18 protein-coding genes are annotated in these 25,123 nt (G+C 43.8%); 14 read left to right on the top strand and 4 right to left on the bottom strand.

The annotated features are described in order from the left end of the window. The first annotated feature begins 5 nt into the window (after positions 1–5). A complete protein-coding gene (gene glmU / locus FLL45_RS22205) occupies positions 6–1,382 on the top strand; it encodes a bifunctional UDP-N-acetylglucosamine diphosphorylase/glucosamine-1-phosphate N-acetyltransferase GlmU (protein WP_142944259.1) in 1,377 nt (458 codons plus the stop codon). Between the two features lie 21 nt (positions 1,383–1,403). Then, positions 1,404–3,236 carry a glutamine--fructose-6-phosphate transaminase (isomerizing) gene (gene glmS / locus FLL45_RS22200; RefSeq protein WP_142944258.1) on the top strand — a complete coding sequence of 611 codons (1,833 nt, stop codon included), beginning with the start codon at positions 1,404–1,406 and terminating at the stop codon, positions 3,234–3,236. 115 nt (positions 3,237–3,351) lie between these two features. Here the strand turns inward: glmS and FLL45_RS22195 are convergent, their stop codons facing one another. Further along, entirely contained in the window at positions 3,352–5,133 is a 1,782-nt protein-coding gene (locus FLL45_RS22195; protein ID WP_142944257.1) for an acyl-CoA dehydrogenase family protein, read from the bottom strand. Between the two features lie 189 nt (positions 5,134–5,322). Between FLL45_RS22195 and FLL45_RS22190 the strand changes: the two genes are divergently transcribed. The 5 genes from FLL45_RS22190 (at position 5,323) to FLL45_RS22170 (ending at position 10,148) form a co-directional block, all read left to right on the top strand. Then, on the top strand, positions 5,323–6,324 hold the full coding sequence (locus FLL45_RS22190) for an AraC family transcriptional regulator (protein WP_142944256.1): 1,002 nt from the start codon (positions 5,323–5,325) through the stop codon (positions 6,322–6,324). Positions 6,325–6,572: 248 nt separating this feature from the next. Further along, positions 6,573–7,208 (top strand): thiol:disulfide interchange protein DsbA/DsbL, encoded by a 636-nt coding sequence (locus tag FLL45_RS22185; RefSeq protein ID WP_142944255.1) that lies wholly within the window; start codon positions 6,573–6,575, stop codon positions 7,206–7,208. Between the two features lie 202 nt (positions 7,209–7,410). Further along, complete coding sequence (locus tag FLL45_RS22180) at positions 7,411–8,202, top strand: DUF2884 family protein (protein WP_142944254.1); 792 nt, start codon at positions 7,411–7,413, stop codon at positions 8,200–8,202. Between the two features lie 147 nt (positions 8,203–8,349). Then, positions 8,350–9,180: an ion transporter gene (locus FLL45_RS22175; protein WP_142944253.1), complete on the top strand. Its 831-nt coding sequence runs from the start codon at positions 8,350–8,352 to the stop codon at positions 9,178–9,180. Positions 9,181–9,233: 53 nt separating this feature from the next. Then, positions 9,234–10,148 carry a lysophospholipid acyltransferase family protein gene (locus FLL45_RS22170; protein ID WP_142944252.1) on the top strand — a complete coding sequence of 305 codons (915 nt, stop codon included), beginning with the start codon at positions 9,234–9,236 and terminating at the stop codon, positions 10,146–10,148. A 67-nt stretch (positions 10,149–10,215) separates the two neighbouring features. On the opposite strand, the gene FLL45_RS22165 is transcribed toward FLL45_RS22170, so the two are convergent. The 3 genes from FLL45_RS22165 to FLL45_RS22155 are packed head-to-tail and all read right to left on the bottom strand — an operon-like array spanning position 10,216 to position 12,970. Next, a complete protein-coding gene (locus tag FLL45_RS22165; protein WP_142944251.1) occupies positions 10,216–10,683 on the bottom strand; it encodes a Smg family protein in 468 nt (155 codons plus the stop codon). A 49-nt stretch (positions 10,684–10,732) separates the two neighbouring features. Further along, entirely contained in the window at positions 10,733–11,833 is a 1,101-nt protein-coding gene (gene dprA, locus FLL45_RS22160; protein ID WP_142944250.1) for a DNA-processing protein DprA, read from the bottom strand. A 39-nt stretch (positions 11,834–11,872) separates the two neighbouring features. Continuing rightward, positions 11,873–12,970, bottom strand: a complete 1,098-nt coding sequence (locus tag FLL45_RS22155) for a LysM peptidoglycan-binding domain-containing protein (protein ID WP_142944249.1) — start codon at positions 12,968–12,970, stop codon at positions 11,873–11,875. A gap of 177 nt (positions 12,971–13,147) precedes the next feature. Between FLL45_RS22155 and def the strand changes: the two genes are divergently transcribed. The 7 genes from def to FLL45_RS22120 all read left to right on the top strand — a co-directional run bounded on the left by def (position 13,148) and on the right by FLL45_RS22120 (position 24,962). Further along, positions 13,148–13,660, top strand: coding sequence for a peptide deformylase (gene def, locus FLL45_RS22150; protein WP_142944248.1), 513 nt, complete (start codon positions 13,148–13,150; stop codon positions 13,658–13,660). Between the two features lie 6 nt (positions 13,661–13,666). After that, positions 13,667–14,626, top strand: coding sequence for a methionyl-tRNA formyltransferase (gene fmt, locus FLL45_RS22145; RefSeq protein ID WP_142944247.1), 960 nt, complete (start codon positions 13,667–13,669; stop codon positions 14,624–14,626). After that, the gene (rsmB, locus tag FLL45_RS22140) at positions 14,619–15,923 is read left to right on the top strand and encodes a 16S rRNA (cytosine(967)-C(5))-methyltransferase RsmB (protein ID WP_142944246.1); all 1,305 of its coding nucleotides are present in this window, start codon (positions 14,619–14,621) and stop codon (positions 15,921–15,923) included. The genes fmt and rsmB overlap by 8 nt, the downstream gene beginning before the upstream one ends. Positions 15,924–16,009: 86 nt before the next feature. Next, complete coding sequence (gene trkA / locus FLL45_RS22135) at positions 16,010–17,383, top strand: Trk system potassium transporter TrkA (protein WP_142944245.1); 1,374 nt, start codon at positions 16,010–16,012, stop codon at positions 17,381–17,383. 89 nt (positions 17,384–17,472) lie between these two features. Then, on the top strand, positions 17,473–18,921 hold the full coding sequence (locus FLL45_RS22130) for a TrkH family potassium uptake protein (protein WP_142944244.1): 1,449 nt from the start codon (positions 17,473–17,475) through the stop codon (positions 18,919–18,921). 68 nt (positions 18,922–18,989) lie between these two features. Further along, positions 18,990–20,267, top strand: a complete 1,278-nt coding sequence (locus tag FLL45_RS22125; RefSeq protein ID WP_142944243.1) for a hypothetical protein — start codon at positions 18,990–18,992, stop codon at positions 20,265–20,267. A gap of 171 nt (positions 20,268–20,438) precedes the next feature. Then, positions 20,439–24,962, top strand: coding sequence for a PAS domain-containing protein (locus tag FLL45_RS22120; RefSeq protein ID WP_142944242.1), 4,524 nt, complete (start codon positions 20,439–20,441; stop codon positions 24,960–24,962). Positions 24,963–25,123: the final 161 nt, after the last annotated feature.

Genomic DNA, 25,123 nt, shown 5'->3' with positions numbered 1-25,123 from the left:
TAAGAATGGATATCCAAGTTATTATTCTTGCTGCCGGCAAAGGAAGCCGGATGAAGTCTAAATTACCCAAAGTTCTTCACAAATTAGCCGGTAAGCCTCTCGTTCAACATGTCATCGATAATTGTCGCTCTATGGGGGCTCAGCATTGTCATTTGGTTGTTGGTCATGGTGGTGATCGGGTCCGTCAAACTGTCGTTGGTGAAAAAATCGAGTTGTCTTTCGTCGAACAAACTGAACAGTTAGGCACTGGGCATGCGGTGAAGATGGCACTTGATGGTTTAATTGATGATACACCGACGCTTATTCTATACGGTGATGTCCCTTTAACGCATCATGATACATTATCACAACTTATTGATATTCAAAGAGAAGATCCAAGAGGGATCGCTTTAATGACTTGTCTATTAGACGATCCGACCGGTTATGGTCGAATCACCCGAGATAGTCAAAACCAGGTAACTGGTATTGTTGAGCATAAAGATGCAAGTCCAGAGCAATTGAATATCAATGAAGTGAATACTGGCATTATGTGTTGTAACTCAACCCAGTTAAAACAGTGGATTGGACAGCTGAATAATAACAACGCTCAGGGCGAATATTACTTAACCGATATTATTGCAATGGCCGTCGCTGACGGACAACAAGTAACCACCGCTCAACCACTAGCGCTTTTTGAAGTCGAAGGTATCAATACGTTAGCTCAATTGGCCGAGCTCGAGCGCGTTTGGCAAATTGAAATGGCCAAACAGCTTATGGCAGGCGGTGTTACTTTTATGGACCCCACACGCTTTGATTTGCGTGGTACGCTGAGTTGTGAGAGTGACATTGTAATCGATATAAATTGCGTGATTGAAGGTCGCGTTGTAATAAAAGAAGGCGCTCAAATTGGTCCCAATGTTTACTTGAAAGATTGTACCATCGGCGAAAATGTTGTGATAAAGCCAAATACCGTGATCGAAGGCGCTATAGTTGATAACGACTGTTCAGTCGGTCCATTTGCACGCTTAAGAGAAGGCACCCACCTGCATAATGACTCGCATATAGGCAACTTTGTCGAACTCAAGAAGTCAGTTATTGGTGAAGGGACTAAAGCGGGTCACTTAGCTTACCTCGGTAACAGTGAAATTGGTAAACGAGTGAACGTTGGTGCGGGTACGATAACTTGCAATTACGACGGTGCGAACAAACATTTAACCGAGATAGGCGATGATGCTTTTATTGGTTCCGATAGCCAGCTAGTTGCGCCGGTTAAGATCGGTAACAATGTCACCGTCGGCGCTGGTACAACGGTCACCGGCGACGTTGATGACGATATGCTTTGTATCAGCCGAGTTAAGCAAAAACATATTGAAGGTTGGAAAAGACCAACCAAAAAGAAGTAGCTCAAGGAGTAAACGAAGAAAATGTGTGGAATTGTAGGCGCAGTGGCGCAAAGGGATATTGCTGAAATCTTAATTGAAGGATTAAGACGCCTTGAGTACCGAGGATACGACTCTGCGGGCTTAGCGGTCATCAGCGAGGGGCAAATCGCGCGCTTAAGGAGAGTGGGTAAAGTTGCTGAACTACAAAAAGCAATGGAAGAAGCGCCTATCGATGGGAATATCGGTATTGCTCATACCCGTTGGGCAACTCATGGCGAACCCAATGAAAATAATGCACACCCCCACTTTTCGAATGATCGAATTGCGATTGTGCATAATGGGATTATCGAAAATTATGAAGTGTTACGCGAAGAATTAAAGTCTCAAGGCTATGCATTTAGTTCTGATACTGATACTGAAGTTATGGCGCACCTTATTGAGCGCGAGCGTAAGACGACCGAATCGTTACTCGAAGCGGTACTTAAAGCAACGCAATTGTTAGAAGGAGCCTATGGTACCGTTGTTATGGACCAGCAGAACCCAGAGCAACTTGTTGTCGCTCGTTCTGGAAGTCCGCTTGTGTTAGGTAAAGGCATTGGTGAGATGTTTATTGCGTCTGATCAGTTAGCGCTGCTTCCTGTTACACGCCAATTTATGTTTTTAGAAGAAGGTGAAGTGGCTGAAGTCTCTCGTCGAGAGGTGCGTATTTTAGATGCGAATGGTGCGTTAGTTGAGCGAGATTTTGAAGAGTCGAGTGTCCAACATGATGCCGGTGACAAAGGTCAATTCCGTCACTTTATGATGAAGGAAATTTTTGAGCAACCGACGTCGATCTCCAATACTTTAGAGGGTCGCTTGACCAATGATTCGGTCGTTGTTGAATCTTTTGGTAATAAAGCGCCTGAATTATTGACCAAGGTTAAATCTGTCCAGATTATTGCGTGTGGCACCAGTTATCATGCTGCAATGGTTGCTAAATATTGGATTGAGGCAATGGTTCAGATCCCTTGTCAGGTCGAAATCGCGAGTGAATACCGTTATCGTAAATCGGTTGTGGTACCCGACTCATTATTTATTAGTATTTCTCAGTCGGGTGAAACTGCTGACACCCTTGCGGCCTTAAGACTTGCCAAAGAGCAAGGTTTTATGGCGAGTTTGACCATATGTAACGTGCCTGGGTCGTCGCTCGTTAGAGAGTCTGATATGGCATTTATGACTCGCGCCGGTGCAGAGATTGGCGTCGCCTCAACAAAAGCTTTCACCACCCAATTAACAGGTTTGTTAATGTTGGCTACCGCGATGGCCCAGTCAAAGCAGACATTACCTGCCGAAGAGATTGCCAGTATTGTCGATCAATTACGTCAAATTCCTTCGGAAATTAATGAAGCTTTGGCGATGGATAAAACGATTGAAGATATTTCTGAAGAGTTTACCGAAAAAGAGCATACCCTGTTCCTTGGCCGTGGTGAGCAATACCCTATTGCAATGGAAGGTGCACTCAAACTCAAAGAAATCTCTTATATTCATGCCGAAGCTTATGCTGCGGGTGAACTAAAACACGGACCGCTCGCACTCATTGATCAAGACATGCCGATTGTTGTTGTTGCGCCCAATAATGATTTAGTAGAGAAACTAAAATCAAATATGGAAGAAGTGCGTGCTCGAGGTGGTCAGCTGTATGTCTTTGCTGATAAAGAGAGCGAAATTAACGAGAATGATGGCATAAAGATCATTCACTGTAGCGCCAAAAGTCATTATACAGCGCCAATTATCTTTACTGTGCCGCTCCAGTTATTGTCGTATCATGTTGCGGTTATTCGCGGAACAGATGTCGACCAACCGCGAAATCTGGCGAAGTCGGTTACGGTAGAATAAGTTATCTCAGTACTATCGTTATCTTAGTACTGTCATTATCTCTGTACTATCCCATAAAAAACCCCGGTAGTGTTTGGTTACCGGGGTTTTTATTTTCCTAAGAGAAGTTCGCTTTCTAGAAGCTATCTTCTGGCATTGCCATCATGCTTTCGCCACCATTTTGAATCACGGCAAAATAACCATCGACACGAGGCAACAAATGGTCAAAGTAGAACTGGCAGGTGATAAGCTTAGCTTTCAAGAAGTCCTCATGGCCTTCGCCAGCGGCTAACAATTTATCTGCTTTAATTGCTGACTTGCCCATCATCCAACCGCCGCACAAGAAGCCCATCATCATCATCATATTGACACTGATAGCTCCTGCTGCAGAGCGATCTTCTTTCGCATTGTCTAGTAACCATTGTCGAGCTTGAGCGGCTTTATCGAGCGCACTCGATAATTTTGCTGCGTGACTCGCGAATTTATCAGATGCCTTTAACGCTTCAGCCGTTTCTGCAATATCGTTGAGTAGATCTTGTAAAAATTCGCCGCCGTTAACCAAGGTTTTTCGACCCACCAAGTCAAGGGCTTGGATACCTGTGGTTCCCTCATAGATCGTTAAAATACGCGCATCACGATAATGTTGTGCGGAACCTGTTTCTTCGACAAAGCCCATACCGCCATGGATTTGAGTTCCGAGATAAGTAAGCTCTTGGGCAAACTCTGTTAGCCAACCTTTGACAATCGGAGTCATCAATTCAACACGATTATGGTGTTTGACCTTGGCGCTATCGTCAGCGGCAAAATGAGAACGGTCAATTTCTGCTGACGCATAGTATGACAGCGCTCGCATAGCTTCTGTGCCGGCTTTCATAAGCATCAACATACGTCTCACATCAGGGAAGTTAATGATAGTAAAACGAGAACCGTCTTTATTGGTGCCCTGAACTCGCTCTTTTGCGTAATCGCGTGCTTGCTGATAAGAGCGCTCAGATATTGCTAAACCTTGCAATCCAACATCTTGGCGCGCATGATTCATCATGGTGAACATGTACGACAAACCTTTGTTTTCCTCGCCGACCAAATAACCAACAGCCCCGCCGTTGTCGCCGAAACTCATGGTACAAGTTGGGCTAGCATGAATACCCAGTTTGTGTTCTGTCGAGATACATTTCACATCGTTTTGTTTGTCTGTGGTATTACCGGCTTCGTCCAACATGAATTTAGGAACGATAAATAAAGAAATACCCTTAACACCGGCCGGTGCATCAGGGGTTCTTGCGAGAACTAAATGGACGATATTTTCCGTCATTTGGTGATCGCCCCAGGTAATAAATATTTTTTGTCCTGAGATTAAATAGTGATCGCCGTTAGGGACCGCTTTAGTTTTAACCGCTGCGAGGTCGGTACCCGCACTTGGTTCAGTTAAATTCATGGTGCCAGTCCAAGTACCATTGATCATATTAGGCAACCAAGTGTCCTGCATCTCCTTTGAACCGTGATTGGTGAGAGATGAGATTGCTCCATGAGTGAGCATGGGACAAAGCGCAAAAGCGAGGTTGGAGGTATGCCAAACTTCATTAACGGCAGTTCCCATCACGTGCGGAAGGTTTTGACCACCAAACGCTTCTGCTGCAGTCAGCGAAGGCCAGCCACTTTCAACAAACTGCTGATAAGCCTCGGCGAATCCTGGAGATTCTTGAACACCTTTTTCGGTCATGGAGGTACCGTTTTGATCACCCTCCCAATTCAGTGGCGCTAATACATCGGTACCAAGTTTGGCAGCTTCAGTAAGAATCGCCGATGATAATTCGGTATTAATGTCTTCTAATCCAGCCTGTTGGCAAAGCTGATTAAACTCCACAATATGCTCAAAAACAAAGTCGGCATCATTGTGGGGGTGGGTATATGCACTCATGATAATTCCTCAATAATTTAACCGGTCAATTAAACCTTCTGTGGTCGTGATTTGGAATAACCAAATCAGTCCAATAATTGATATAATCGGACAGCAATAACAAAATATGCTAAATTCTAGCCATAAATCGAGACTTATTCGGTCAGGACAATATTAATCAGGCTGAGAATACATAGATCATTGTTAGATATGAAAACCCACCATCACACGATAGCGATTCATTTTGTCCATACGATTTTGCGTTCTGCTGAAAAGCTAGGTCTTAACACCAACCAATTGTTAGAAACTGCAAACATCGATGCAAAACTGATTGATAAACCTGATATTCGAATTACTCCTATTCAGTTTAGTCGTCTTATGCAAACCATGTGGATATACGCGGATGATGAATTTCTGGGAATGGCAAAGACTCCAGTGAGATATGGTGTTTTCACTTTAATGGCGAAACAAGCCGTTCACTATCAGAAGCTGCGATCGGTGTACCGACACTTAACCAACTTTTATAACTTGGTTAACGATGCTTTAGATCTCAAGTTTACTGTTGATGGTGATCAAGCCGAATTCACCATGAAACTACATACCCCTCACCGCGATAAAGACAACGCTTTGCGTGAATTTTTGTTATTGTTGTTTCATCGGTTTCCGAGCTGGTTAATTGGTCAACGAATTCCGTTGAAAGGCATATTGTTTGATTACTCCAAACCGAGACACTTCTCGGAATATCGGTTGATGTATCCGTGCCGTGCTGAGTTTGATCATGCGCAATGTGGATTCAGTTTTGCGAGACCTTGGTTAGACGCCGAGGTTGTTCGAACACCAAGAGAACTGAGAGACTATATGCGCCGCGCGCCCCTTGATTGGTTTTTACGTCAAGAGTATCACGCGGTTTACACTCAAAGAGTGGCCCTACTTCTTGAGCAAGCAGACAGTCCTGCAGATATATCAATGGAACAAGTGGCGGAAAAACTTCATCTCACCTCGCGGACATTACGCCGAAAACTGGTCACCGAGGGAGCAAGCTTTCAAAAGATTAAAGATCATATTCGACGCGATCTTGCTATCAATTTACTCAGTAACCGCAAAACATCGGTTTCTCAAATATCGCAGCAATTGGGTTTTTCCGAGCCTGCGGCTTTTTCCAGAGCGTTCAAGTTGTGGACAGGCTTATCACCAAAAGAGTACCGTGGTTAGCGAACCAATTATCGCCTTAGCAGTCTCATATTTCATTAGGCATATCGGGTTTATCGACTTAAGGTCTCGGCAGGTAACGAAATCTTGCCCTTGAATCTGGTAATGCCGGCAGAGTTTATTTAGTATATAAGCCAATTTTTTAGCCGAGAACGGCGACGGTGAATCACTCAAATAAGCGAATCTGCTGTTGGGTGATGAACACAATAAGACTAACGAACAAATTTAGATTAAAAAGTATTGAGGATATTATGAAGTTAATTAAAGGCTTGGTTCTAGCATCGGGTTTATGGGCAGCAGCATCAGGCTTACCTGTTTTGGCAGCTCAAAGTCAGTTTGTTGCTGGAGAGCACTACGAAGTGACGACTCCTAAAGGTACTGAAGAGCCATTGCTGGAAGAGTTTTTCAATTATGCTTGTGGCGCGTGTTATTCGATCGAAGCGTTTATGAGCGATTTCAAATCTAAAAATCCCAATATCCCCGTTAAAATGGTCCCGTTAGAGCTCAATCCAGCGTGGAAGATCTATGTTAAGGCTTATTTTATTGGCGAAAAACTCGGTGTTTTGGATAAAAGTCATAGCAAACTATTCCATCGAATTCACGTGGAAAAACGACCATTAAAAGGTGAAGACGATATGAAAGCTTTCTTCGTTTCATTAGGTGTTAGTGAAAAAGCCTATGACGATGTGGCAAAATCATACTGGTTAAATACTCAACTGCGTACTTCTCGACAGTATGCGATGAAAAACCGTGTCATGAAGACGCCAACTTTATTGGTCAATAAAAAATACAAACTTGATAACGCAAAGATCGGTACTTACCCAAAAATCGAACAGGCTATTATTGAGTTATCTGGAGTGAATAAGGCTGCTAGCGCCGCTCAATAAAGTCAGTTAATAGAGAAAGGACAAAATGAAAGGGTGATGTTTCACCCTTTTTTTATGTCTTAAGGAATAGAAAATCAGTAAACTGACACAAATTCTTACATCCGTCGCTAAAACTATCCAAACTTTCTGGTTAACCTGAGCGACATGATTAGTGTTGCCAGTGTTTGGGGCTGGTTTTGCTAGCGATTATTTGGAGGAAGCAATGAAGAAAACGTTATTAACCTTGGCGCTCTTGGGGGCAATGGGTAGCGCTCAGGCACACGACAGTGAATGTCGTTTCTCAACAAATTACGATGTTACGGTTGAGGAAAATGAGGTGGTATTTGCCAAGAAGAGTGGAGAGACAATCGCCTTTGTTGGTGACGAGTTACTAATTAATGACGAAAAAGTTGAGCTGACTGACGAGCAACGAGAAGCGGCTGAGGCTTTGCGAGAAAACACCAAAGCAATGGTCCCTAAAATTGCAGAGATCGCCGTCGAAGGCGCTGAGCTTGGGTTGAAAGCGACGACTGTGGTCATGACTTCATTGTTTGGCGATGACATGGACATGCAGAATGAGCTTATCAAACCAATCGAAGAAGTCACTGAAAAGATCAAGGCGAATATAACGCCAAAGAGCTTTAATTCAGAAGCGTTGGAAGTATCCTTCAAGGAAGCGTTTGACGAAGAGTTTGAGGAAGCAATCGAAACCGCTGTTTCCAAATACTCAGGCCAAATTGTGAGTAATGTGTTGTCAGCGGTTTTTTCAGGCGACAGCGAAGAACTTGAAGATTTTGAGTTTCGTATGGAGAACTTAGAACGGGACATAGAAACCTATGTCACTGATAACGCAAAAGATATTGAAGTGAAAGCGGAAGCGCTATGTGGTGATTTAGCGATCCTGGAAAAATTTGATACGCAACTCGAAGGCATTGACGGTTATCCAACCAATGGTGTTTTCGACACAGATGGCGACGGTAACTTAAACTTCACTAATTTGAGTTTTAGCGATTAGTTAATAGATCAATTCAAGATTTAAAACGGCTGACCGATTTGTCAGCCGTTTTTTTATGCCAATTAAGTTTGTCGAAATTTTGCGCTGTATGGCGAATTTGATTATCATCGCACTTTTTCTGGCCTCAAGAGCTTGGGTAACACGGCTATGGCAACTATTTGGCAAAATTTGTTGGGAAAAATGGAGAAGCTAAACAATAGTAAGCTTTTCCAAACGGTAGTGATCTTAGTTATTGTTTTATCGGCCCTTTTGATCGGTGCAAAGACACATGAGTTACCAGAAAAAGCGGTTGGTATTCTCCAAATTTTAGATTTTTCTATTACGATATTTTTCGTTATTGAAATTACTATTCGCTTTCTCGCAATCAATAACGCGCGTAAATTTTTCTCCTCAGGATGGAACATTTTCGATACGATCATTGTCATCGGTAGCTTGATTCCAGATGGTGGCTCAGGGGTGTTACTTGCGCGTTTACTCAGGGTTTTCAGAGTATTGCGTTTAGTCTCTATCATTCCCGAACTCCGTATGCTGATTAATGCGCTGCTTCGGGCAATTCCTCAGATGGGCTATATTGCCTTACTCATGTTCGTTATTTTTTACATCTATGCTGCCGTTGGAAGTATGTTGTTTAATCACATTAACGAGAAACTTTGGGGTGATGTTTCGATATCAATGCTGACCTTGTTCCGGGTAGCGACATTCGAAGATTGGACTGATGTAATGTATGAAACGATGGAATTTTATCCAATTAGCTGGATTTATTATTTATCGTTTATTTTCCTGACAGCATTTATTTTTCTCAATATGATGGTGGGGACAATTCTTGAAGTGATGTCTCAAGAACATGAAAAGCACCGTGCAGATTCCCACGGTGAGACTCAAGAAGGCGGCGAACCGGCAAGTCGAGCACAAATTGAAGCGCTTCATCTTGAGCTTAATGAGATTAAAGCGATGCTTGCAAAGCGAGAAAGCCAGTAAGCTATCATTAAATTATCGAATATAACGTCATCAAAAAAGTGCGGTAAATAGATTTGAGTAAGCCCAAAAAAAAGAAAAAGCAACAATCCGGTTGGACTATCACCGGAATGATCCGCATAACTCACTGGTTGCCTGGTTGGTTTATCCGTTCGTTAAGCCGAATGACGGCTTATGCCAACTTTTTGCTGGATTGGCGTACGACCAAGGTTATGCGCAAGAATTTCCAAATGTGCTACCCGGATTTAGATGAAGCGGCAATCAACGTAAAATTAAAGAATAGCATCCGTCATAACTCGTGTTTAACCAAAGAGTTTGCTACTGCTTGGTTAGGCGGTCGCAGCCAAATTGCTAACATGTTCGATCAGGTGGAAGGTAGCGCCTTAATCGACAATATCTTAGACGAAAAAAAGCCACTGATTATGGCGGTGCCACACATAGGTAACTGGGAGTTCTTTTGGCATTGGTTGCAGTTTAATTACCGAATTATAGGTATGTATCAGCCAGCAAAGTACTATGGCGTCGAAAAATTAGTACTTGATGCCAGGCAGCGATTTGGAGGCCAGGTTTTCCCAACAGATACCAAGGGGATCATGAATCTGTTTCGAGCGCTTAAACAAGGTAAAATTATGATGATTTTGCCTGACCAAGTTCCGCGTATGGGCGCTGGAATTTACTCGCCGCTTTTTGGTCATCAAGCCTATACCATGACGTTGCTGCATAAAATGCTGAATAAAACCGGCGCAGAGATGTTATTTGGCTGTTGCCTACGAAACTCAAACCAGTCGGGTTTTAACGTTCATATAGAAGCACCAAGCTTTGAGATCCGAAATAGAAATGTCGAAGATTTTAATGCCGATATGAATCGCCAGTTAGAATCCATTATTAATCGGTGGCCCAATCAATACCAATGGACCTACAAACGCTTTAAACGCCAGCCAGAGGGTAATGACCCATATAGCTTTAAGTAAATCAGTTGTCTAGAGAGTTTACCGGTGGGGAACCAAGGTCGTTTAAATGGCCAATACCAATCGTTAACTAATGGAAACAGGCATCCATATTTTCTAACCAAACTGCGGCTTCTTGTTTACCTGGCAGATTGAACAGCACCATCATGACGACCCATTTAAGTTGGTCTAAATCTACTGGTTTGTTAGATTCGAGGGCGAGCACCCTGTCAATGACAGCTTCGCGGCTATGTGAGTCCAAAACGCCAACTTGCTCGAGGAAATATAAAAATCCACGGCATTGAATCGAGAGAAAATGTTGTTCGTAGGGATGATAGATTCGAGTAGTGATGTCTGAATCTTGTTTGAGTGCAAAATTTTCAGAGCTGGTGTCGACTAAGCCGTCAAGCCAATCGAGCGCTGATTGAATTTCGACGGTTTGAAAACCGACTTCTTCTAATTCGCTTACCAATGCTTCAGCTTTTTCGATGGGTACGAATTCGTCATCTTGAAAACGCTCAAAGATATACAAGAGTACATCCATCACTTCTGCTTTCATGTAGTTCCCCAAAGATCGAGAGATCAATGATAGGTCAGTTGCTCGACCCCTATTGGCGAATATAACCGCCGACGCTGTTAATTACCCAGCCTTGTAATTCTAATGCTAGTAGTTTATTGGTCACAGCTTCCACTGTCAAACGACTTCGAGTGACGATGGTATCTAGGCTAGTAACCTCATAATCAATACATTTTAAAAACTCAGCCGACTCAAAATCGAGTGGCGGTTGTTTGTCAGGTGTCGATTGGTTAATCAATGTTCGTTCGAAATTGGGCAATTCCTCAACGATATCATTGATGGATTCAGTGAGTTTAGCGCCTTGTTTTATCAATCGGTGGCACCCCTTACTCAGTGGATTATGGATTGAGCTGGGGATTGCAAAGACCTCCCTCCCCGCTTCCATTGCTTGTCTCGCGGTTACTAGCGTCCCACTTTTTTCTGCGGCTTCTACGACAAGAGTGCCCAGTGACAATCCGGCAATAATCCGGTTTCTGTTGGGGAAACTGGCAACACTTTGCTTTTCATTCGGGAGCATTTCTGACACTAGCAAGCCCTCTTCGGCTATCTGGTGTGCCAGCTCACGGTGATGCGCTGGATAAACTCGGTTGAGACCAGTGCCACAGACGGCAATTGTTTTACCACCGGCATTAAGTGCCGCGCGATGAGCTTCGCCATCGATTCCTGAGGCGAGCCCGCTAGTGATAGTGAGCCCTAAATCCGCTAATTCGCTACAAAAGCTTTGTGTATGATTGATTCCGGAAACTGTGGGTTTTCTTGAGCCGACGACGGCGAGTTGAGGTGTGATGAGCAACTCGGGATTTCCGATAATAAAAAGTATCAGCGGCGGATCATACGTTTGTGCAAGTAGTGGTGGATAAAATGGAGAATCGAACGTAATGATGTGGCGATTGGCTGTGCTGACCCACTCAAGGGCTGACTCGATGTCCGCATCGAGTCTAAACGCTGAGCTCTGGTTGACCAGTTGTTCGATGATAGGGGGTTTTAAGCCGGCCTCAGCGAGGCTTTCCGCAGAAGCATTAAAAAGGTTTGTCGCATTGCCAAAATGACAAATGAGTTTGTGGGCGGTAACTTTGCCAACGCCTTTAATTTTCCTTAGGGCGAGCAAATACTCGATTTCTTGGTGTTGCAACCGGCACTCCTTGCCTGTTTTGCTTGCAAAAGCCCCGAATTATCGAGGCATTTTGACTTTATCTAGAACGTGAATGGTTTTCTCTGCTTCCAATACTAAACCTAAACTCACTTTTTCAAAAGTTCTAAAAATCATCAATCGACCAGCGAGTTCATCTGGCAAAGTCACTTCTTGCTTGTTGTTGGTGACTGCGTCGCCGATTTTAGACCAAGTACTGACTGATTCATCATTTCGTCGACGTTCGGTAGCGACCTCATCAACAATTGTCTCACCGCGTCGGTAAATCGATAATACATGGCCAACTTCCATTTGTTCTCGTTCACCTCGGTTGATAACCACAATGTCGAACTGGCCGACCATTTGCACGCCGCCGTAGACTGAAATGATTTGACCGCCTTCAAACCCTTGTGGAGAATGCGGAAAGTAAACCGGTCTTAGTTGCTCATCATTGGTCGGCCACGCTCTGTCTCCGCGGCGCAACTCTTGAACGGATTTTTTCAACAGCATTACCGATGGATCACCCGGTTGAGTTTTTAATCCTTCGGCAATATGGATAGCCTCGACGCCGAGTAATTCCCCGGTTACTGGATCGATATAAGGTTGGCCCTGTCTAAAAAAGGTGTATTTAGTGGGAGCTTCATCTTGTATGCCACGCACATATACCTTGTTCGCTTCCGCTGCAAGTAAGCGGTCACTGTCGCTGCCTACCACATAAGGTGCTGTATCCAGCTGTTCTTCAGAGACTACTTGAGCCGACGTAAGAAATGGTGATATTGCATCGAGAGGTAAGGTTGAAATCGCTTGATCGGCGGTCAACTCTCTCACTTTAGGGCGCAGCTTGATCACGCCGTTAGGCATCTGATTGGTTTTGGTGATTCTGGGTTTGCCGTCAACGTAGACTAAAGCAATGATATCACCTGGAAATATCAAGTGAGGATTATCAACTTGGTCGTTCACGTGCCAGATTTCAGGCCATAACCAAGGAGAAAGCAGAAATTTTTCAGAAATGTCCCACAAAGTATCTCCCGGTTGAACGACGTGAAATTCCGGGTGGTTTTGTCTTAATTCTGCTGCACTCGTGCACAAAGCTGATAAACTAAGCAGCATAGACAAAATGCCAATGGTCAGTTTTTTCATTGTACTGTTCCCTTTTGGTATTATCTGACGGCTAAAATTTGAACTTATTGTAGCCATTTTAGCCTAAGTTTTGTTGAAATACCCAGTGTAATTCCAACAAATTTTCCAGTATGATCATTATCTTAGCAGTATTTCTTATGAAATTACTAGAACTTACGTCACAGAGTTAACCGCTTCATGTCATTATTAACCATTCTTGAATACCCTGATAAACGACTTAGGAACCAGGCAAAACCCGTCGAAGATTTTGGCGATTCGCTTCAAAAACAAATCGACGATATGTTCGAAACCATGTACGCAGCCCCTGGTATCGGCCTAGCGGCAACCCAGGTTAACATCCACAAACAACTTTTTGTTATTGATGTCTCAGAAGACAAAGACTCTCCGCTGGTGTTTATTAACCCTGAGATCGTTGAGTTAAGGGGCGTTGAGGAGATGGAAGAAGGCTGTCTTTCGTTTCCGGGGGTTTATGCCAAAGTCGAGCGTGCCGACGAGCTAACCATTAAGGCGCTTGATAGAAACGGTGAACCTTTTCAAATGGATGCAGACGGTTTATTAGCAGTTTGTATCCAACATGAACTCGATCACACCCAAGGTAAGTTATTTGTTGATTACCTCTCGCCGCTCAAGCGTCAACGGATCCGCAAAAAGCTTGAAAAAGAACAAAAGGCCAAAAAATCAAGGATGTAAGGCTCGATGAGCGATCAGAAATTGAAGATTATTTTCGCTGGAACACCAGAATTTGCCGCTGTCGCATTAAAAGCGTTAATTGATGAAGGGCACGATATTTGTGCGGTTTATTGTCAACCGGACAGACCTTCTGGACGGGGCAAAAAGCTCCAGGCTGGACCGGTTAAACAATTAGCACTCGATAATGATATTCCAGTAGAACAACCGGTTAACTTTAAAGACCCAGCAGCAGTTACTCAATTAGCGAGTTATCACGCTGACCTAATGGTTGTGGTTGCTTATGGACTACTGTTACCCAAGGCGGTATTAGATATCCCTCAATTTGGCTGCGTTAATATCCACGGCTCAATTCTTCCCCGTTGGCGAGGTGCAGCGCCAATCCATCGAGCAATTGAAGCGGGCGACGAGACCACAGGCATTACGATCATGCAGATGGATGAGGGCTTAGATACAGGCAATATGTTGTTAGTAAAACAGCTCCCCATCGATGCAACGGAGACAGGTTCGAGTCTCCACGACAAACTTGCGCAGCTTGGCGGTGAAGCCATTAATCAGTTTCTCGCGAATTTCAATCCAAATAATTTGGGCGAAGTGCAGGATGACGACTCAGCAAACTATGCGCATAAACTTCATAAAGCAGAAGCTGAAATCGATTGGCAGCAAGCAGCCGTCACCATTGAAAGAAAAGTAAGAGCCTTTAATGCTTGGCCAGTGTGTTTTAGCTACGTTGGCGAAAAGCGTCTCAGAGTCTGGCAGTCTGCGTTGCTCGACCAAGCTTCGAACAAGACGCCAGGCACAGTAGTCGAGCTCAGTAAAGCCGGCATCGATGTAGTCTGCGGAGATGGCCAGTTATTGCGGTTACAAATTTTGCAACCTGATGGCAGCAAAGCAATGAACGCTGAGGCGTTGCTTAATGCGCGCCGAGACTGGTTTGAGACTCATCCGGTTCTAGGGCGCCATGACTAATCCAAGATTAATGGCTGTGCGCTGGCTTACCCAAGTCGTCAAAGACGGCGTATCGGTTAACCAGCTTATGGCACGAAAAGATGACAAGCTAGATCCGAAAGACAAAGGACTCGCCAAGCAGTTGTTGTTTGGTAGTTTGCGTTTCTTCCATCAGCTGAATACGCTAGCCACTAACCTACTAAATAAGCCTTTAAGGACAAAAGATACCGACGTGTTGATGGTTTTAATTAGTGGGCTTTACCAGTTGAAATACCTTACTATTCCCGACCATGCCGCGATTAGCGAATCGGTGGAGCTGACCAGAGCCCTCGACAAAAGCTGGGCGTCAGGTATCGTCAATGGTGTGTTACGGACTTACCAAAGAGAAGCGAAAAGTTTAGAGACTCAACTAGCCAAGTCGATTCAATTTCAGTTTTCTCATCCCGGTTGGATGGTGAAGCGCATTCGTCAAGATTGGCCAGATGAAGCCGAAAACATTTTGGCAGAGAACAACCGCCAAGCGCCGATGACGATACGGGTCAACAATTTAAAAACATCTAAAACTGAATATTTAACCAAACTGAGTTTACTGAATGTAAACACTGCGCCCCACCCGCTTGCACAGGATGGACTGGTACTTGAGAATCCAACGGATGTTGCTCAGTTACCGGGCTTTAATGACGGTGAAGTGACCGTACAAGATGCGGCTGCTCAATTAGCAGTGGAATTAATGGATTTACAACCCGGATTTCGGGTACTCGATGGGTGTTCAGCACCGGGCGGTAAAACAACTCACCTCATTCAAAGACAGCCAGATATCGCGTTAACGGCAGTAGAAATGTCGGCAAAACGCGCCGAAAAAATTTCTCAAACACTCGAGCGTTTAGGCATGAATTGCCAATTGAAAATTGCTGACATCACCCATGTTGATGACTGGTGGGATGGTCAGCAATTTGATCGCATATTAATTGATGTGCCGTGCAGCGCTAGTGGCGTAATTCGCCGCAATCCGGATATCAAGGTGCACAGATTAGCAACTGACATTGCGCCTTTAGTTAGTCTCCAGCAGACCATAATGGAAAAATGTTGGCCGCTATTAAAACCAGGCGGACGGCTCGTGTATGCAACCTGTTCGATTTTTAAAGCGGAAAATGAACAGCAGGTTCAAGCATTTTTAGAAAACCACTCTGCTAAGGTTGAGGTAATGCCGGAGCCCATCGCACGACACCTTTCTTCGCGAGCTTCGGTCGGTTATCAAATTCTGCCGGGAGAATATCAAATGGATGGTTTTTATTTGTGCGCTTTGCAAAAGTCTTGATAAAACGAATTTAGATTAGGTATTTTTAACGAATTAGGTGTATGGTTAGCAGCAAGCACAAAGCTTGTATAACACATTGACATATAATGAAAATAATCATTCTTGGTGCAGGTCAAGTTGGCGGTACATTGGCAATTAGTTTGGCTGGTGAAGACAACGATATAACCGTCGTGGATACAAATCCTAAAAAATTACGGGCGTTGCAAGATCATCTCGATTTGCGGACGATCATCGGCTATGGCTCTCATCCTCATATTCTTAGGCAAGCCGGCGCAGAAGACGCCGATATGATCATAGCGGTTACCAACAGCGATGAGACCAACATGATTGCCTGCCAAGTCGCTTATTCAATTTTCAAAACCCCCACTAAAATTGCCAGAGTGCGCAGCGCCGAATACTTTCAAGAAAAGAAACTATTTGACTCAAAAAACTTACCGGTTGACGTAGTTATTTCTCCAGAGTTGTTGGTAGTTAAGTATATTCGTCGCTTGGTGGAAAACCCGGGAGCGCTCCAGGTGGTGGATTTTGCTGATGGCAGAGTCCGGTTGGTTGCAGTAAAGGCGTATTATGGTGGTTTACTTGTCGGCAATGCGCTTTCAGCGCTCAAAGACCATATGCCAAATATTGAGACGCGAGTCGCCGCGATCTTTAGGCGTGGTAAGGCGATTATGCCCACTGGTGATACCGTCATTGAAGCCGATGATGAAGTCTTTTTTATTGCTGCAAGTCATCATATACGCCAAGTGATGGGCGAACTGCAAAAGTTAGAAAACCCCTACAAGCGCATAATGATTGCTGGCGGCGGAAACATCGGTAAAGGGTTGGCAAAATCACTCGAGGACAATTACCACGTGAAACTGATTGAGGCCGATCCGACTCGAGCTTTGTCAATTAGTGATGAGTTAGAAAATACGATTGTTTTGCATGGTGACGCTAGTAATCAAGAGTTACTGATCGACGAAAATATTGATCATATGGATGTCTTTATCGCCGTGACCAATAAAGATGAAGCGAACATTATGTCCGCCATGTTGGCCAAAAGATTAGGTGTCCGTAAAACCATGGTGTTGATCAATCGAGTCGCTTACACGGATTTACTGCAAGGCAATGAAATTGATATTGCTTTATCACCCCAGCACACAACGACCAGTAGTTTGCTGACTCATATACGGCGTGGTGATGTTGCAAACGTTTATTCTTTAAGACGTGGCGCTGCTGAAGCAATGGAGGCTGTTGCACACGGTACAGAAGATACATCAAAGGTCGTAGGTAAGGCCATTGGCGAAATCGAGCTGCCAAGAGGAACGTCGATTGCTGCCATTGTCCGAGATGAAAAAGTTATCATTGCCCATCACAATATCGTGATTCAGTCGAATGACCACGTTATTTTGTTTTTGGTCGATAAAAAATATGTGGCTGATGTAGAGCAACTATTCCAAGTTGACCTAACGTTTTTCTAGTTTGAAAAAACACCGGCATTTACGCTCATTTAACAGTTAGCCAAAACTTTAAACTTAACTATTAAAATCAAGATCCAACTAAACCAATTATGCAAAGCCAACTAATCATCCGAATATTGGGAATCTTATTGATGATCTTCAGCATCACGATGGTTCCCCCATTGGCGGTTGCGGTTATTTATGGTGATGGTGGTGGCGGTGCTTTTTTCTCTGGTTTTTTGATTAGTTTGGTAACCGGTTTATTTTTATTTTTACCGCGTAAGAAAGTTCGCGGTGAACTAAGAACGCGCGATGGTTTTTTAGTGGTGGTTTTATTTTGGGCCGTACTCAGTCTTTTTGGTGCTATTCCCCTATATCTCAGCTCAATCGATAATTTTGGTCTTGCCGATGCGGTATTCGAATCCTTCTCCGGTTTGACAACAACTGGGGCGACGGTCATTGTTGGTTTGGATGATCTGCCACACTCGGTTTTGTTTTATCGTCAGCAACTGCAATGGCTTGGTGGCATGGGGATCATTGTTTTAGCGGTTGCAATTTTACCAATGCTAGGAATTGGTGGTATGCAGCTTTACCGAGCGGAAACGCCCGGACCGGTGAAAGACTCAAAATTAACCCCAAGAATTGCCGGAACGGCAAAGGCGCTTTGGTATATTTATCTGGGTCTAACCATTGCCTGTGCTCTGGCTTATTGGGGCGCTGGGATGAGTATTTTTGATGCGATTGGCCACAGCTTTTCTACGGTAGCGATTGGTGGATTCTCAACCCACGACGAGAGCATTGGTTACTTTAACAACTCACAAATTGAGTTAATTTGTATCGTTTTTATGATCATTAGTGGCGTTAATTTTTCGCTTCACTTTGCGGCGGTCAGGGGGCTTAGTATTGATCCCTACAAGCGGGACCCCGAGTTTAAAGTTTATTTAGGTATCATTGGAGTAGTCGCTTTAATCGTCACCCTGGTTTTGGTCTTTCAAGGCGGTTTAGGGTTTTCGGAGGCAGCCCTTGATGGATTATTTCATACGGTTTCAATCGCGACGACCACTGGCTTTGCTACGGAGAATTTTTCGACTTGGCCGATATTTGTCCCGGTGTTGTTAATCTTTGCCAGTTTTATTGGTGGCTGTGCTGGGTCCACTGGTGGCGGAATTAAAGTGATTCGTTTTCTCCTATTATTTAAACAGGGAGCGCGGGAGATTAAAAAGCTGATTCATCCCAATGCGTTTTTTAGAATTCGCGTCGGTGAAACCGTTTTATCAGAAAATATAATTGAAGCCGTCTGGGGATTTTTCGCAACCTACGTGGTATTGTTTTTTATCTTCATGTTAATTTTAATGGCAGATGGACTGGATCAAGTCACCGCTTTTTCAGCCGTCGCTGCTTGCATGAATAACCTTGGTCCTGGATTGGGTGAGGTCGCTGCAAACTATGCCGGGATTAGCGATTTATCTAAATGGGTATTGTCAATAGCGATGTTATTTGGCCGGCTAGAAATTTTTACATTATTGGTTTTATTCACGCCAGATTTTTGGCGTAGTTAGCGCCAATGAGTAAGTAATTAATTGCTAGAACCAGCGACCGAACAGTTGAATCTAAAGAGGTGATAATAATGAAAAAAACGACTTTATTTTTACTGCTAACGTTGTTAATTGTCTTGCCTTGCAAAGCTGAATCTTTACTGGATGAAGCGGCTAAACAATATGTTCAATTAGCATTGGCTTTAGGCGAGCACGATCCCAATTATGTTGATGCCTATTATGGTCCAGATGCATGGAGAGAACATGCCAAACAAAAAGCGATCGATTTAAAAAGTATCGTGATAGCGGCCAAGAATGTGCAAGACGTTGTCAAACAACACACTAGTGATGATGAGATGATTCAACTGCGCATTGCTTATCTTGATGCACAGCTCACTGCTTTATCGTCAAAAGCGTTGATGCTTTTGGGAAGTGCTAAGTTTGATTTTGACCAACAAAGCCAAGCGCTTTATGGAACGCAAGCCCCCCAAAACGATTTAAAGTCCTATCGAGAGGTACTTTCGAAACTCGATAAATTATTGCCGGGCGATGGAAGCTTGAGTCGTCGAGTGGAAAAATTTAAAAGCCAGTTTGTGATTCCGAGAGATAAACTCAAAACAGTGTTCGACGTTGCTATTAAAGGGTGTCGCGACCGAACTAAACAATTTATTGAGCTGCTCGAAAACGAAAGCTTCGAACTTGAATTTGTCACTGACAAACCCTGGAGTGGATACAACTGGTATAAGGGTAATGCTTTCTCGCTCATTCAAATGAATGTTGAGTTACCGATTGATATATCGCGAGCAATTGATTTGGGTTGCCATGAAGGCTATCCAGGACATCATACTTACAACGCCCTTTTAGAGGACAACCTGTATCGTAAACGAGGTTGGGTTGAGTATTCAGTGTATCCGCTTTACAGCCCCCAGTCTCTTATCGCCGAAGGATCGGCCAATTATGGAATCGAGATGGCTTTCCCTGGAAAAGAGAAACTCGATTTTGAACGTAACGTGCTATATCCGCTAGCTGGACTTGATCCAAAACTTGCTGATCAATATGACGCTGTTTCACAACTGTTGAGCCAGTTAACTTATGCGAGTAACGAAGTTGCGCGCCTATATATTAACGGGAAAATCGATGGTGAAACGGCAGCCAAAATGCTTCAAGAATATACCCTCGCCAGTGAAGCTAAGGCCAAACAACGAGTTAAGTTCTATGATGCTTATGGCGCTTATGTGATCAATTACAACTGGGGAAAAGATTTGGTTAAACAATGGGTTGAGTCGGGACCCGACCAAACGCGCCAAGGCCGCTGGGCCCGCTTTGCTAAACTGCTATCCAGTCCTCGTTTGCCTGCTACGTTAAACTAACGAAATTGCGCGTAAATCCTAATATTTTCTCAAAAATAGTCTATATTTCAATAGACTAGCCTGAAACTTGCAAGTGCTTGTTGTTGGCGGTCGGTGGCCAACAACAAGCCAAATCGCTCTACCCAAATTTTAAAAAGGTATTGCAATCAATTGTGAGTAAAGGGTTTTTCAGTGCAAAAAACTTCGACGCTGCTATCAAATATCAGAACTCGTTATATCGCGGCAATTGCCCTTGTCGCGATTTTAGTCGCCGTGTCTACCTATTTTTTACAACAATTGATCGCGACCAAAGCGGAAGACGCCAGTATTGTGAATTTAGCTGGACGGCAGCGTATGTTGTCGCAAATGGTCAGTCGGCTGGCGATAGAACATCAAAAATATCTTCTAAACGCTCAACCGAATGCGCAGGTCGCTGAACAATTAAAATTTTCTGCAGCGCTCATGTTAAGCAGTCACCAACAACTCGTTTCGGTGAGTGAGACTAACCGTGAAGCGCACCAATTGATGTTTGAGCAGTATTTTTCTCCTTCCCATAATTTAGACAAGCGAGTCATTGAGTTTACCCAAGCTGCGCAACAACTAGCTGCGGCTCAAACGAGTCAGCAAATTAATAATGATTGGTTGGCGCAGTTTCAGTTAGACAATACTAATCGGTTGCTTGCTGATCTCGACCAAATGGTCACACACTACGAAAGTGCCGCTATTCAACGAACAGAAAGGGTCCAAAACCTTATTTACATGTTCGGCGGATTTATTTTAATTATCTTGGTACTAGAAGTGTTTATCATTTTTAGACCTGTAGAAAAAATGATTCAGCTCTCATTTGAGCAGATCCGTTCATTAGCTAGAAAATCAAAAAGTCGATCGGACAGAATGAGTCTGGCAACTAACTCCGCCGGAATTGGTGTTTGGGAGCTTGATATCAAAACCAAGCAAGTCACTTGGGATGATTGGATGGTAAGGCTCTATGGTCTAACAGCGGAAACCTTTGAGAATCCCCGCGCTGCGATGGCGAAAGGGATCCATCCCGAAGATCTCGATAGATGCGTTAACCAAATTAAAGCCGCCATTCGCGGTGAAGCAAAATTCGATACTGAAATCCGAGTGATCCACCCAAACGGTGACCTTCGTTATCTTAAAGTCGCTTCAATGGTGGTTAAGGATTCAGTGGGTCACCCTGTGCAGATGGTGGGGATCAATTACGATATTACTGATTTAGTTGAGTCTGAAAAAAAGGTGAAAGCCGCCAACCAAAAAATGCAATTAGCGGCCGACTCTTCGGGTATTGGAATTTGGGAGCTCGATTTAAAAACCAATGAGCTGATTTGGGATGATTGGATGATTCGCCTTTATGGTTTGACTCGGGAAAACTTTAAGGGCGCTATCCAAGCCTGGGAAGAAGGTGTCCATCCTGATGACATTGAACGGGCTGTTGCTGATTACGAAGCAGCGGTACGGGGCGAGTCTAAATTTAATACGGAATTTAGAGTCAGACACCCTAATGGCAATGTTCGTCATATCAAAGCCGACGCGATTGTAGAAAGAAATGAACAAGGTGAGCCGATCAGAATGATTGGGACTAATTACGATATTACCGAGCGCGTTGAATCGGCAGAGCAAGCAAAAAAAGCAATCCAACGAATGCAACTAGCGGCAGACTCATCGGGGATCGGTATCTGGGATTTTGATATCAAGTCTGGAGAAGCGGTTTGGGATGATTGGATGATTCGGTTGTACGGATTAACCCGAGAGTCTTTTAAAGATGGGAATACAGCCTGGCAAAAAGGGGTTCATCCTGATGATATCGACCGGGTAACAGAAGAAATTGCGGAGGCTATTCGAGGCGGTAAAAAATATGATACTGAATACCGCGTCATATTACCCAGTGGCGAGATCAGGCACGTTAAAGCGGATGCAATCGTGGTTCGCGATGAGGCAGGCGACGCGATCCAAATGATAGGGACTAATTATGATATCACTGAGCGAGTTGAGTCCGAGCGGTTGTTGAGAAAAGCGAATGAAAGAATGCAACTTGCGGCCGATTCGGCAGAGCTAGGTATGTGGGAGCTTGATTTAAATACCAATCAACTCACATGGGATGATTGGATGTTCAAGATTTTTAAAGTTAATCCGGAAGAGTTTTCTGGGGCTTATGAAGCCTGGGCAAAAACAGTTCATCCGGACGATTTGCAGGAAGCAGGCAGACAATTACAAGAGGCGCTCACACAAGATAAAAACTTAGACAATGAGTTTCGGATCATATGGCCCAACGGAGAGGTCCGTCATATTAAAGCTGCAGCCTTAACTCGAAAAGACAAAGCGGGTAATCCCGTTAAACTGACAGGGATCAATTATGATGTGACCGATTTTAAACGCACTGAAGAAGCGCTTATCGCTGCCAGAGATCAGGCTGAGCAAGCGATTCATGCGAAAAGTGCGTTTCTTGCAAGTATGAGCCATGAGATCCGAACTCCAATGAATGGTGTTTTAGGAATGCTTGGATTATTAGCCAATAGTCACTTAACTGAAGAGCAAAGACACCGCACAGAGGTCGCCAAAAGCAGTGCTGAGTCTCTATTGGTTTTAATCAATGACATTTTGGATTTTTCCAAAATAGAAGCCGATAAAATGGATCTGGAATTTATCAATTTTGATATTCGGCGGATGCTCGATGAATTTGCGGAAGGGATGGCGCAACAAGCGCAGAATAAAGGGTTAGAACTCATTCTTGATATTGTTGGTTTAAATCAGAGTCGTGTCATTGGCGATCCCGGTAGAATTAGACAGATAGCTTCCAACCTAGTGGGTAATGCGATCAAGTTTACAGAGCAAGGCGAAGTACTAATCAAAGCCGGTTTAACTGAACTTGATGAAGACAATTGGCGGTTAGATTTAATGGTTTCAGATACCGGTATTGGCATTAAACAGGCGGATCAAGACAAACTGTTTAATGCATTTGAGCAGGTTGATGCTTCAACTACTCGTCATTATGGCGGTACCGGATTGGGGTTAGCAATCGTCAAGCGGTTGTGCCGCCTAATGGGGGGCGATGTCAGCATGAGCAGCACCCTAGGAATGGGGAGCGAATTTTCCTGTCACATCCAACTTGGTAAATCAAAGCGCTCGGAAAGAATCTTGCCGCGAGTTGATATTCGAGATCTGGAAGTATTAGTCGTTGACGACAACAAAACCAATCGAGAAGTTTTGCAGGGGCAACTACTCAATTGGGGCGCAAATGTGACTTTAGCCAGTTCCGCTGAAGAAGCTTTAACCATTTGCGAAAAACGTTTCCAAGATGAGCAACAGCAGAATTTTAAAATTGCCTTGGTCGATTATCAAATGCCAAAAATGGATGGAGTTGCCCTCGGGAAAAAGTTGCGAGACGAAAAGCGTTACCAATCAATGAAATTGGTCATGATGACGTCAATGAGTTTTCAAGGTGACGCGGCTCGTATGGCAAAAATAGGATTTAGCGGATACTTTCCAAAGCCGGCGACAACCTCCGATTTGTTTGATGCACTCAATGTTATCGTCGAAGATGGAGAGGCTTTAGCCGAGGCCGAACCATTGCTGACTCGGCATTACTTAAACTCTTTAGCACGCGAAGAAACCGATCATTTAAGTGCTGACGGCGAAATTGATTGGCCACCTGATACTACGATACTGATTGTCGAGGATAACCGAACCAATCAAATGGTCGCTCAAGATATTTTAAAATTATCCGGACTGGAATCCGACGTTGCCGCTAATGGTCAATTGGCGTTAGAACAACTGCAAAGCTACTCAAACCCTTCTGGATACACCATGGTTTTAATGGATTGCCAAATGCCTGTAATGGATGGGTATGAAACGACCAAAAATATTCGAGATGGCCATGCGGGTGAGAACAATCGTTCAATTCCAATCATCGCGATGACGGCTGGGGCGATGAAAGGTGATAAAGAAAAATGTATTAAAGCCGGTATGAACGACTACTTAACCAAACCGGTGGATGCAGATGCATTGATCAATAAAATTGTTAGCTGGGTATTTCATCAAGGTAAAGCAAAAGAAGTTCCCTTCTTTGAGAAAGTCAAGGTTGATGATAGGGTTAAGGAAGGTGCTGAAGAGGAGCTGTCCGTAGACTGGGACCAACCCAGTGCATTAAAACGGGTAAAACAGCAAACGCTGATATTGGTTCGATTAGTGGAATCATTTATCGAAGATCACGTTACCCGATTAGAGCAAATTCGTGCTGCGATTGCTCAGAGAGATTTTGCCACTCTCAAAAAGATCGTCCACACAGAAAAAGGTGTCGCTGCTAACTTGTCAGCCAACAAATTGCATAAACTGTGTGTCGCATTGGAAAATGCGGTTGAAGCTCAGAATGAAGCGGAAACCAATCGTCTATTTGAACTAATAGAAGAATCGTCGGTGGTTTTGTTGCAGCTTTTCAATCAGTTTTTAGCAGACAATCTGGATGCAAGTGCAGAAATACAAATAACGGCAGATGAATCTTTAGCGAGTTTACTTGAAAGTATTAAACAGAAATTAGACGATTCGATGTTCATTGAATTAGAAGAGCTTGAGAAGCTAAAGCGCTTCGCCCAGGGCTCGCAAGGTGATAATCGGTTAATCGAGCTGTCTGATTTGATCAGTCGTTTTGAGTTTCAAGAGGCGAAACAAGCGATAGAAGTCATTATGAAGCAAGTATGAGGACTGCAAAAAGCATTATCGAGTCACCCATTCGCTTGAACCGGTTGTTTTTAGCGAGCTAAGTTGTATTTAACTAGACAGAGTGCTGAATTTCACCGTAAGTTATAGGGTCAGATTTAAATCAATGGTAAACTCCAGCAATTATTTCGGGTCAAACTTAA

Origin of the sequence: Aliikangiella marina, from assembly GCF_007004765.1 — a bacterium.
Taxonomy (GTDB): Bacteria; Pseudomonadota; Gammaproteobacteria; order Enterobacterales; family Kangiellaceae; genus Aliikangiella; species Aliikangiella marina.
Note: the sequence above shows the minus strand (reverse complement) of the source record. Positions and strands in the feature narration are given on the sequence as shown.